Below are 11,810 nucleotides of genomic sequence, written 5' to 3' on the forward strand. Positions count from 1 at the left end.
TCATGTTGTCATTTCCAGACCTTGCCGCAGCGCTTTCGTTCTCCGAGCCGCAAACCTTGATCCTGCTCTGCGCGGGCTTTGCGCTGATGCTGCTCTTGGGCGGATCGGCTGGGGTCTATACAACGCGGGACCGCTCGGTCTACCGGCTGCGCAAGATGAACGCATCGATGAACCCCGGCATCTCGTCGCTGACCAAAAAGTCAGAGGCAGACCCGCGCGGCTGGAAGAAAGCGTTGATACCCGAAGATCCGTCCGAGCGGGCGCAGATCCGGTTCCAGCTGACCAAAGTGGGCTTTGACCGCGCCGACTCGGTCGAGCTGTTCTTCCTCGGGCGGCTGATCCTTGCGCTGCTTCCGCCGGTCATCGTCTTTGCGCTGATCTTTATGCTAAAGGCCAATCTTCTGCCGCTCACGGTGCAGGAGGCGGTCATGTCGGTCTCGCGTCTGCGCTTGTTGCAGATCGCTGCCGTGGGCGCCGCGGCAGGGTTTTACGGGCCAGGCTATTGGCTTAATACCCGCATCAAAAAGCGCAAAGCCAAGATTTCGGCAGCATTTCCCAACGCGCTGGACTTGATCCAGATTTCTGTCGAGGCAGGATTGGGCTTTGATGCCGCGATCAACCGCGTCGGGCATGAATTGGGCCGGGTGGCACCAGAGGTCGCTTATGAGTTGATCCTGCTCCAGCTTGAGATTCAGGCGGGACAAGACCGCGAAGCCGCGCTTTTCGCGATGGCCGAACGGATGGGTATCGACGAGGCGAAGTCCTTTGCGCTGGTGATTTCGCAATCGCTGCAGTTCGGCACCAGCCTGACAAAAGCGCTCAAGACCTATGCGACCGAAATGCGCCAGATGCGCGAATTGGCCGCGCAGGAAAAGGCCAACAAGCTGCCGGTACAGATGTCAGCAGTGATGTCATTGCTGATGTTGCCCGCGTTGTTCATGATCACGCTGACGCCCATCGTGATCCGCTATATGGCGATTTATTAAAACCGCCGCGACGGCTTACTTTAGGCCGTTGCGCGCAATGTAGGTGGCGAGGTTGAGGATCAATTGGCCCCGCGCCGTGGCGATGGCCCCCGGCCCCCCCGCAGGATCGAACGGCACAGCGAGGTCAAACAACCCCGACCGCTCGCGCCCGCCGCTGGGCACCCCGACAAAGTATTGACCCGAGGCGCGAAACTGGCCCGCAGCACTTGCGACAAGCTCGGAGAAACGCACTTCAAGGCGGGCATCTGGATAAGCCTCGAATGGCCAAGGTTCGGAGGCCACGGCGCGACCCGACATTTTCGCGAGGTTCTGGCTGAGTTCAAGCGCGATGGCGCGTTCCGGCGCATCGGCCCAAAGCACTTTAGTCGAGCTGATCAATGTGCCGTTTGCATCCTGAACATGGATCGCATCCGCCGCGGCATAAGTCGGCAAGGATACATCGCGCACCTCGACATTGGCAAACCCGATACGGACCTGCTCAGAAACAACAGGCGGCTTGACGGCAAAGCTTTCAGGCGTGCCACAGGCGGCCAGAGTAAGGGCCAGTCCGAGGATCAACGTGCGTGATGCATATGTCATGATTTAGCGTCCCAGCAAAAGTGAATTGGGGTTACGTTCTATAGCGCGGGCCAAAGACGCAAGAGCGTCGGCGGCCTTCTGGATATCGCGCAGGGTCTCTTTGGTGGCACGGCTCAGCTCTTCGCCACGATCATAACCTGCGATCGTTGTGCTGGCCTGTGAGAACAGTGCGGTCAGGCGTGTCACAATCTGCGGCAGGTCTTTGGCGGAAACCGCGATGCTATCAGCAGCATTGCGGGCCGAAGCGAGGGCTCTGTTGACGTTCTCGACCGCCCCGCCTTCACGCAATTCCTGCAAAGTATAGTTCACCTCGTCCAACGCCCGTTTTAGCGCGCCCGGTAGGGCAATCGCGTCTTCGGTGCCAACGACCGCATCCACCGATTTCGTCAGGGCGGTCAGTTCAGTCAACAGCTCTTCGACCTCAAGCGATTCCGCCTTGGCGGCAACCGCTTTGATCTGCTCAACCAGCTCTGGCACCCCTTCGACCGATGAGGTGACCGAGTCTGCTGCGGCTGCCGCATTGTCGAGCACACCATAGAGGCGTTGGGTGATTTCAGGCAATGTTTTGGTGGTATTGGCAATATCGTTCGCGGCAGAGCGTGCCGAGGCCAAGGTCGCGTTGATGTCACCCAATGCGCCACCCTCACGCAATTCACGCAGTGCGGTCGAGACTTCGGTCACTGCATCTTTCAACGCGCCCGGCAATGCGGCGGCATCGTCTGAACCCAGTACCTTTTCGGCGGTCGCCACCAGCGTTGTCACTTCGGCGACGAGATCTTCGATCTTGAGCGCTTCGGCCTTGACCGCCACAGCCCGCACATCGGCAATCAGCCCCGGCACGCCTTCGATAGAGGTCGAGACATTGCTCGCCGTGGCGACGACGGTATCCACTGCATCGACCAGCTTTTGCGCGAGACGCTGTTCCTCAAGCTGGGTCACGAGGCTTTCAACCCGCGTCAGCGTCGCGTTCAGCGAGACCGGAATGTTCTGCACGTCATCCGAAGTTACCAACTCGCTTAGGTCAGTAAGCAGCACGCGCAGGTCTTGCGGGGTGCCACGGATATCGGGGTCAGAAACCAGCGCATCTGCCGAGTTCATGAACGAAATGGCGCTGTTAAGCAGCTCTTCGATAGGCAGGTTGTTAATGCGGTTAAACACCCCCTCAACAGTCGCGGCTGCGTCGGAAGTTTCGCTTTTTGTGGTCGGCATTACCGCCACACTGTTTTCCGTCGTGGTCATTCTGGCCTGCGGTGCATCGGGCACATTCACAAGCTCGACCTTGAGGCCGCCTGTCAGCAAGCTCGCCGATGTAAGACGCGCCCGCAGACCGCCCTCAACGCTCTCGGACAGGAACTTCAGCGCATTTTCAGCCGTCACATCGCCGGGCAAGCCCAAACGTGCGGGCTGGATCGACAGGTTCACGTTCAACCGCACGCGGCTGTCGCCAAACTGGTTGTAATCCACCACGCCGTTCAGCGTATCGACCTTACCGATTTTCAACCCGCTCAATTCAACCGGAGCGCCGACAGTGAGGCCGGAAATATTGTCATCAAAGATTACACTGACTTGGAGAGGCTCAACTTCGGAGGAGTTGAACACCGAATTGCGTGCGGTCTCTTTGTCGGGGAAAATCTCGAAAACCGTGCCGTCCTGCACAGTGCCACCCCCTGACACAAACGTGTCAAAGGTCACGCCGCCGCCGATCAGCGTGGCGAGCGAAGAAAAGTCGATCTCTGCCCCGCCGGGGCCAATGTTAACGCTGAAGCCGGAGACATCCCAGAACCGCGTGGAGGCATTGATCAGCGAGCGGTGCTCGTCATAGATCAGCGCTTCGACAATCGCGAAGTTGCCCTTCGGCGCGATCTTGGCACGCCCGACCCGCCCGACTTCGATGCCTTTGAACAGGATCGGGGCATTGTCGGTCAACTGACCGTTGGCAGAGGTACGAAACGCGATCTCGAGCCCGCTTTGGCCCGAACGGATCAGGGGCGCCTCGGTCGCGCCGACAAAGCGGTAGGCGGGGGTGCCGATCTGGTCGTTCCATGAGCCTTCGATATGCACGCCGCTCAACACTGTGCTCAGCCCTGTGATGCCTTGCGCGGTTACTTCAGGCTGCACGACCCAGAAGACCGAGTCGCTGTCGACAAAAGGCGCCACGTCCTTGTCGATACGGATCGAGGCCAGAACGCGTTCCAAACCTTGGGTGAAGCCAACTTTTTCGACAACCCCGACCGTAATGTCGCGATACTTCAATTCGGTCGCACCGGCGGCGATGCCTGCGCCATTCACAAACTCGACTTCGATGATCGGGCCACGGTCATTATAGCTGCGCCATGCCACAGCAAGGGCGACAAAAAGCGCAAGGATCGGAAGGATCCAGATGATAGAAGCGCCACTGAGGAAAACTTTGCGGGCCGGAGAAACCGATACGTCCGGTGGTGTATCACTCATTACGTCTCAGAACCCCTATCGCCAGTCGGCTTGGTCTTGGCCTGGACATCCCAGATCATGCGGGAGTCAAAGGCCTGCGCAGCCAGCATCGTGAAAATCACAGACAGTGCAAAGAACATCGCCGCAGTGCCCGGATGGATGGATGCAAGTGTATTGAGTTGCACCAATGATGATAAAATCGCAACAACAAAGATGTCGATCATCGACCAGCGGCCAATATACTCAACGATTTCGTACAAAACCTGCCTCTGGTGGCGCCCGCGCCCTGTCGGCTGTTGCACAGATAGCGCCAGAAATGCCACGGCCCAGAATTTGCCCAAGGGGATCACAACCGAGGCAAAAAGGATGATCGCCGCAATCCCGAGGTTGCCATGGGTGGCCAGCTCGACCGCCCCGCCAATGATTGTGCTTTCATCGACCTGAAACAGCGTTTGGGTCTTGAGCATCGGATAGATATTGGCTGGAACATAGCAAATGACGCCCAGCACCCAAAAGGCCCAGACCCGCTGTAGGCTCATTCTGTCGCGCGAGACCAGCGCATGGCCACAGCGCCCGCAGACCTGTGTGCCCAAAGGCCAAGCCTTGGTGCAGCGCGTGCAGGCAACGATGCCCATCTCCCGCGCGCTCAGGATCTTCGGGGCCGTTCCAGAGCGTTCCATACTGACCACTTACACATAAAGTTGTCCTGCGCGATTACGAGGACAACAAGAATTCCAAACATCCAGAATGCCGGACCGAAACCGACTGTGGCCAGATCGGCCACTTTCACAAGCGCGATCGCACAGCCGATCACGAATATCTCTGCCATAGACCATGGTCGCAGCGCCTCCGATAAGCGAAACGCTTTGACCGCATGGCGCGCGGGCGGGCGGTCCAGCACCAGCGGCACCAAAACATAGATCGTCAGCAGCATCCGCGCCAATGGCACCACGATGATCAGCGCCGCCGTCGTCAGCGACAGCAAGATCATCGGCCCGCCGACAAAAGCGAGTGCGGCATCAATCACCGATACCGCGTTTTTGTTGCCCGCGGCATCAATTGTCAGAAACGGAAACACCGCCGCACCGGTGATCAAAAACACCACTGCCAGCGACACCGCGATGATCCGCAGCCCCGCATTGCGGCGCGGCGCGATCAGCACCTTGCCGCAGCGCTGGCAAATCGCCCGTTCCCCATGGGCCGGAACCTTGAGGTGATAGGCCGCATCGCACTGTGGACAGACAATCAGCTCTGCCAAGGGGAGGCTCGTATCAGGGGCGAGATCATTCATGGAACGAGTGTTATAGGAACCTTGGTCTGTGTGTAATCACTTTATGTATAGCACATTTTTCGTGACGCGGCGTGATTTCGCCGCGCGGGCTGCCTTGCCTTAGCGGCAGCAATTCAAGTGCGCCTTACGCTGCAGCCGGCATCAGCACCGAACGGCCGCCTTCGACGAAGTCTTTAAGTGACAAGGCCCATGTCGTCCCCGGCCAGCGCAACTCCATCTCGCGTTTGCGCGGGCGGTAAACGGCTGTGTAGAGCGTGCCAAACCCTGCGTTGAACGCGGTCGAGTAAAGTGGCGGCTTGAGAAAGGCGTTGATGAATTTCTCTTCGGGATCGCGGTGCAAGCGGAGACGTTGCAGCAAGAACCGCTCGCGCTCGACCGTGGCAGTGAACCGCGCGTGGCTGATCCACTCGACATTCTCTTGATGGTTGGTCGCCACTGCCGCGCGGGTAATCAGGGTTTCGCGGTCCGGCCCCATCATCGCAGTGATATAGTTGCGCTTGGCGTCCAGCACGGTGACGTTATAGCTCATATGGGTCGGCACTCGCGATAACACCGCCGCCGCCTCATCGGTGGTTTTGCAGGTTTGCAGCACATAGCGCAGGATCAAAGGCACGCCAAAGCCTTCACCGACGATGCGCCGCCCGCCAAAGGTCAGCGAGATCGACAAGCCCGCGTCATTGACCCCATCCACCAACCCCCACAGTCCATCCGAGGTGCCCATGACCTGCCGGCCCTGCCAGCCGGTTTTCAGCACCAGCCCGTCAAAGGCATTCGGATTATAGTCATAATTACGCACCATGACCGGCTCTTTGCCCGCCCAGATCGCCTGACTACAGGCCGAGAGGTAGGGCGGAGGACAATAGAAACTGAGGAACCGCGCCGCTTGATCTCCGCCCCCTGCCAGCCCGCAAAGTTGATCGTAAAGCGGCACCATTTCGGGCATGTGTTCGGTCAGCGCACGGCGGCTGGTGGCATAGGTCGGACGCGCGGCGTCACCTTCCTTGAGCCACCACTTGCGGTAGTCGGGCCAGTATTCGGCGAAAAGCCCGGACCATTTCGGTCCGGGCATTTCTTCTGACAGGGCGCGCCAAAACATGGGCTGGCCTTTCTGGGGGCTCACAAGATCTTGAAGGCCGGATCAGACAGAAACGGATCAGCCTGAGCAGTGGCCAAAGGTTTGCCGTCTACGGCTTGCTTGATGCCGTGAATCCACTTTTTCGCCCGCTCATTCAACTGGAAAGACTTGGTCATCGACCGGCCCCGCGTCACGAGTATGCCGATATCGGCGCCTTCATAGCGGTAATCGCCCGGTTGCAGGATGCGCAGGAAGAACGCTTCGTTCTCGGATTCGACCGCGCGGCGGTGATAATCGAAACGGTCAAACACCACGCTGCCGTCTTCCTTCATCTTATAAATGCCGGTTTCGGGGCAGGACGCACAGATATCAACGCTGTCATCGGTGTGCTTGATCACCATCTGCGACCAGCCGTCGATATTGTCCGGATCGGCCCAGCGGGAGTTCAGTTCATCCACATCAAGGTTGAACTTCTTCTTGGAGAACTCAAGCAGGTGGAACAGGAACAACGGCGCATCGGCGTGGGCGAAGGCCGCGTGGTTGGTCATCGACGAAGCACCGGTGATGCGCGGGTTCAACTCGCCCAACCAAAGGTCGCCGGTTTTCCGGTCGATCAGAAAATCGAGCTCGAAATAGCCGCGATAACCTTCCTTGCGGAGCTGCTCACCGAACTTGAAGGTCAGCTCACGCGCCCGCTCGCGCACCTTAGGCGGGAATGCCGTGGCGAGGATTTCGTTGCCACACCAGCCGCCACGATAGGGGGTCAGCTCCTTAAAGCCGACCAGTTCGGTCATCAGCGGGCCGACGATGGTGCCTTCTTTGGTGGCACAGCCCTCGATCGCCGCACCGCGGCAGTCGATCCGTTTCATGATCTTGATCTCGCCCTCGCCGATAATCTCGGACTCGTGGCGACGGAAATCGGCTTCGGACTTGATAAAGAAGGTGGTGTGGCCGCTATCGCCGTAAGCCGATTGCAGCACCAGATCATGGCCGATACCGGCCTTCTCACAGGTCTTCTTCAGGTCGTCATAGGACTTAACCTCGGCCAGCACGTTCGGCACCGAAGGCACCCCCGCCTTATTGCCGATCCGCACAGTTTCGATCTTGTTGTCCATCGACTGGCGCAGCTTGGCCTTGGGGAACCAGACTTCGGCGCCGAGTTCTTTCGACAGACGCTCGGTCTCTTCGTCGAACATCAGGAAGACAAACTTGGGCTTGCCACCGCGCCGCTTGATAAAGTCGATGACCTCTTTGTGCTGCAGCAAGTAATTGTTGATGTCCTCGATGGACTGGAATTCCGCATGCGGCTGCTCGGACGGGCAGAACACGTTGGGGTGCTTGCCGCCGTAGCAGTCGATGTAGCAGATATATTTGAAGTTCTTTACCCATTCGTCCAAGCCCAACAGATTAAAGTTGGTCGCCGAGATGAAGTAAACAGGGTCTTCGTTCCGGTGAAAGAACCGGCGGATTTCAGAGATATTTTTCAGAACTGTAGCCATTTTAGAAGGTCCTTTTCTTAAGCAGGAGAAGACGAGAGGTTTTTCTTGCGCACGCTTTTCAGCGCCGCATCGGTGAAGACGCGGAGCCCCAGATCGGGGCGGTAGCCGTGGATTTCGCTGACATCCAAGGCCCGCATGAACGACAGGATTTCCTGACTGACCACCTGCCCCGGCACGAGGATCGGAAAGCCCGGCGGATAGGGGATGATGAAACTGGCCGAGACCACTGTTTGCCCTGCATCCATCGCCTCTTTCAGCGATCCGTTAAGCTCCAGATAGTCGCAATTCTTTTCGTCATAGGCGAGAAAGAAGGGCGTGCGGATATCGCCTTCGGGGGTCACATCATCGGCGCGAAACGCCTCGTGGAAGCGGCTAAAATCCGGCAGCGGCGGGTAGTTTTCCATCAAGTTGGCAACGCGGCGATCAAACGACAAACGCTCCATCCGGCTGGCATCGTCCAACAGCTCGTCGAGCGAATTGGCGATTTCGACCAATACTTCGATCAGGTAGGCCACCGAAGACCGCGTGGTGCCGATGTTGGTCATGAACAACACGGTATTGCGCGAGGTCTTATTGATCTGAATGCCGTATTTATCCATCAGAATCTGGGTCTTGAAAGTATCGCCATCCCAGCCGGTGCCGCCAACTGCCAGCGTGACCCGGGTGGCATCGAGCACAAACTCGTCCTTCTCCCAGCAATCCCACATATCCGTCCAGCCTTGTTGCTGGTCGGAATAGCTGGTGACGCCGCTTTCACGGTGCTCCTCGGGGATCATGTCGCCCGCTGTCAGCACCTTGAAGTACTTGTTCAGCAACGGATGGTCGGTGATCGCGCGGCGCATCGACATCGCGGCCTCGATCTGGCGCTGGACGAACTCGAAACCCTCGAGCTCCACCTGCCTGCGCCCGACATCAAGCGAGGCGATGATCTGATAGTTCGGTGAGGTCGAGGTATGGGTCATATAGGCTTCGTGGAAGCTCTGCTCGACCTCGCCCTTAAAGTCCTGATCGTTGACGTGGATCATTGACCCCTGCCGCAGCGAGGTCAGGGTTTTGTGGGTCGATTGCGTGGCATAGACCCGCACCCGCGCCGTGGGTGGCGGGATGAGCCGCGTGTTCATCAAGGTCTCGTCGTCGGCGTTCTTCAGTGTTTCCTGCTGCGCTTCATAAGCACGGGCGTGGGCCTCGGACTTGAACTTGACCCGCAGGGTGTTCGCGGCGTTCATGCCCGTCCGCTGGCGGTAGGTCGGGTTGAAACGGGCAAAGGCAAACCACGCCTCGTCCCAGAGGAAAATCAGGTCGGGCTTGATCGCCAGACATTCCTCCATCATCCGCTCGACGTTATAAACCAGCCCGTCAAAGGTGCAGTTTGTCAGCAACAGCATCCGCACACGGTCAAGCTTGCCTGCCGCCTTCAGCGCCAGCAGTTGATGCTTGATTTCGCGCAGCGGCACCGCGCCATACATCGAATATTTGTTCAGCGGATAGCTGTCGAGATAGCAGACCTGCGCGCCTGCCAGCACCATGCCGTAGTGGTGCGACTTGTGGCAGTCCCGGTCAACCAGCACGATATCCCCGGGCCTGACCAGCGCCTGTACCACGATCTTGTTACAAGTCGAGGTGCCGTTGGTGGCAAAGAAGGTCTGTTTGGAGCCAAAGGCGCGGCTCGCCAGTTCTTGCGCTTCCTTGATCGGCCCATGCGGCTCCAGAAGGCTGTCGAGGCCGCCGGAGGTGGCAGAGGTTTCCGCGAGGAAGATATTGGGCCCGTAGAACGCGCCCATATCCTGAATCCAGTGCGAGCGGGTGATCGACTTGCCGCGGCTGATCGGCATCGCGTGAAACACACCCGTCGGTTGCTTGGAGTATTCGACCAACGCCGTGAAGAAGGGCGATTTGTTGCGCGACTGCACCCCGCGCAGGATGTTCAGGTGCAGTTCCATGAAGTCTTCTTGGTTATAGAAAACCCGACGGCAAATCCCCAGATCAAGGCCGGCAATATCCTCGACCGAGCGTTCGGTCACCAGATAGGCGTCAAGCTCGGGACGGACCTTGGCAATCATCCGGCAGAGTTCGGGGCCATAGTTTTCAGGTTCAAGCGCGCTGATCTCTTCGCGGCCACCCGCGCGGGCAAGATAGCGGGTCAGGATGGATTCGACCATTTTGGATTGCAGCGTCAGACCCGGGCGGACAACGATGGCTTGAATGTTGTGGTTGAACATCACCGCGATTAGCGCATCCTCGATGGACGGCACTACCACCGCCTCATAGATAAACGGATCTTCGGGGCGGCGCATACGGGTGACGTTGGACTTGAGCCAGCGTTCTTGCTGCTCGTTCACGTTGTCAACGATGAGCACTTCGAAATAGGGTTTGCTAAGCGCGCGTGCTTCGGGGCTGAGCAACTCCTCGTCGTTATGTTCCTCTGAATCCATGCTGTCGCGTTCCAGCGGGATCGTGCGACGGCGGTAAGCACCCGTGGTCAGGGCGCGGGTGACGCGGCTTACGGCAAAGGCCATATCGTCATAATTGCCATGGGCCAACTGGCGGCGCATATAATCGAAGGCAGGCATCCCCGGAAACGCCCAATAGGGTTCGATCAGCTCCAGAGATTTGAGCAACTCTTCGGCACGTTTGACCAATACGGTTATTTCGCGGGCATTGGGCCCACGGGTCAGTGCAGCACTGGCTTCGCGCAGCGCGCTCCACCGGTCGGATCGCAACTGGATGGCAGAAGAATAGTCGTTCATTGAGTGCATCAATCGTTCTCCGTTGTACGGGTTCGAACGATGCACTCAGGGTCCGGCGGTAGTGCCGGACGTGAACGCTTCGCTCTACCCGCTGGATGTATCGCCCGATCCGGTGAGAACACCGGGTTTCACGGGAGGATTAGGGATCGCCGCAGGTGCGACAGGTGCAGCGACAGGAATATTGGCCGTGCCCGCAGACGGGTTCGGCATTGGCTCTATCGGGAATTCGCTGGCCGTAAGGCCGTGCGCCGCCACGGAATCGTGACCTTTGAAAACTGGCAGTTCCGGCACCACTTGCGCAGGCACATCAACGTGCAAGCCTGCGCGGCTGCCCTGATGTGGGATTTCGAGTGGCCCGAGTGTGTGCAGATAGGCATCGGTGCCGCTGTCACGGTCATAGACAGAGAAGTCGGTCGACCGGTCGCGGAAGGATTTCAGAACCTGCCCCAAACCTTTCATGCCCGCCTCGCGCTGGCGGCGCACCATGCTCAGATCGACCTCGATCGGGAACATGTCTTCCTGGCCTGCCGACTGGTGCAGCACCATGGAGGTCGGATCCACAACGCAGGACTTGCCCACACCGCCAGCGCCAAGGCCATTCACGTCAATGATATAGCACTGGAATTGTGCCGCCGTGGCGCGCGCGATCGCCAGTTCGGCATCGCGGTCGGTGGTGCCGGTCAGCACGGGGTGCAACAGCACCTCGACGCCTTGGCTGGTCAATTGGCGCGTGGTTTCGGGGAACCACATGTCATAGCAGATCGATAGGCCGAAACGGCCCACATCCGGCACGTCAAAGACGCAAAATTCGGTGCCTGCTGCGATGCCAGCCTCATAGGGCCGGAACGGAAACATCTTGGCATAACGGCGGATGATCTCGCCTTCGGGGTTAATCACCACCGAGGTGTTATAGATGCGGCCATCTTCAGGGTGCTTGAGGAACATGGACCCCGGAATGAGCCAGACACGGTGCTTGGCGGCGGCCGCCTGAAACTGCTCCAGCGCTTCGTTCTGCTGTGGCAGGGCAAAGCGGTCCAACGGGCCAAAGGGGGCAAGTTCGGAGAACAGCACCATCTGGGTCCACGGGAAGCGGGCCATCAGGATATCAAGCCGCTGGATCATCCCTTCGACATTCGACTGAAGGGCGTTGACGTACATCTGGACGCCGGCAATCGCGAATGGTGTCATAACTGTTCACTCCGT

At 58.7% G+C, this 11,810-nt stretch carries 9 protein-coding genes; 1 reads left to right on the plus strand and 8 read right to left on the minus strand.

Features of this window, described 5'->3' with window-relative positions; all coding sequences use genetic code 11:
* The first annotated feature begins 2 nt into the window (after positions 1–2).
* Positions 3–986, plus strand: a complete 984-nt coding sequence (locus BM174_RS07860; RefSeq protein WP_093923308.1) for a type II secretion system F family protein — start codon at positions 3–5, stop codon at positions 984–986.
* 15 nt (positions 987–1,001) lie between these two features.
* Here BM174_RS07860 and BM174_RS07865 read toward each other — a convergent pair whose 3' ends face one another.
* The 8 genes from BM174_RS07865 to BM174_RS07900 all read right to left on the minus strand — a co-directional run bounded on the left by BM174_RS07865 (position 1,002) and on the right by BM174_RS07900 (position 11,795).
* Entirely contained in the window at positions 1,002–1,565 is a 564-nt protein-coding gene (locus BM174_RS07865; RefSeq protein WP_093923309.1) for a PqiC family protein, read from the minus strand.
* 3 nt (positions 1,566–1,568) lie between these two features.
* Positions 1,569–4,016 carry a PqiB family protein gene (locus BM174_RS07870; protein ID WP_093923310.1) on the minus strand — a complete coding sequence of 816 codons (2,448 nt, stop codon included), beginning with the start codon at positions 4,014–4,016 and terminating at the stop codon, positions 1,569–1,571.
* Positions 4,016–4,630: a paraquat-inducible protein A gene (locus BM174_RS07875; protein ID WP_093923559.1), complete on the minus strand. Its 615-nt coding sequence runs from the start codon at positions 4,628–4,630 to the stop codon at positions 4,016–4,018. The genes BM174_RS07870 and BM174_RS07875 overlap by 1 nt, the downstream gene beginning before the upstream one ends.
* Before the next feature lie 11 nt (positions 4,631–4,641).
* The gene (locus BM174_RS07880) at positions 4,642–5,286 is read right to left on the minus strand and encodes a paraquat-inducible protein A (protein WP_093923311.1); all 645 of its coding nucleotides are present in this window, start codon (positions 5,284–5,286) and stop codon (positions 4,642–4,644) included.
* A 124-nt stretch (positions 5,287–5,410) separates the two neighbouring features.
* Positions 5,411–6,382 carry a C45 family autoproteolytic acyltransferase/hydrolase gene (locus BM174_RS07885; protein WP_093923312.1) on the minus strand — a complete coding sequence of 324 codons (972 nt, stop codon included), beginning with the start codon at positions 6,380–6,382 and terminating at the stop codon, positions 5,411–5,413.
* A 20-nt stretch (positions 6,383–6,402) separates the two neighbouring features.
* Positions 6,403–7,860, minus strand: coding sequence for a biotin carboxylase (locus BM174_RS07890; protein WP_093923313.1), 1,458 nt, complete (start codon positions 7,858–7,860; stop codon positions 6,403–6,405).
* Positions 7,861–7,877: 17 nt separating this feature from the next.
* Positions 7,878–10,616: an aminotransferase class I/II-fold pyridoxal phosphate-dependent enzyme gene (locus BM174_RS07895; RefSeq protein WP_093923314.1), complete on the minus strand. Its 2,739-nt coding sequence runs from the start codon at positions 10,614–10,616 to the stop codon at positions 7,878–7,880.
* 75 nt (positions 10,617–10,691) lie between these two features.
* Positions 10,692–11,795 carry a carbon-nitrogen hydrolase family protein gene (locus BM174_RS07900; protein ID WP_093923315.1) on the minus strand — a complete coding sequence of 368 codons (1,104 nt, stop codon included), beginning with the start codon at positions 11,793–11,795 and terminating at the stop codon, positions 10,692–10,694.
* Positions 11,796–11,810: the final 15 nt, after the last annotated feature.

Origin of the sequence: Sulfitobacter brevis, assembly GCF_900112755.1 — a bacterium.
Taxonomy (GTDB): Bacteria; Pseudomonadota; Alphaproteobacteria; order Rhodobacterales; family Rhodobacteraceae; genus Sulfitobacter; species Sulfitobacter brevis.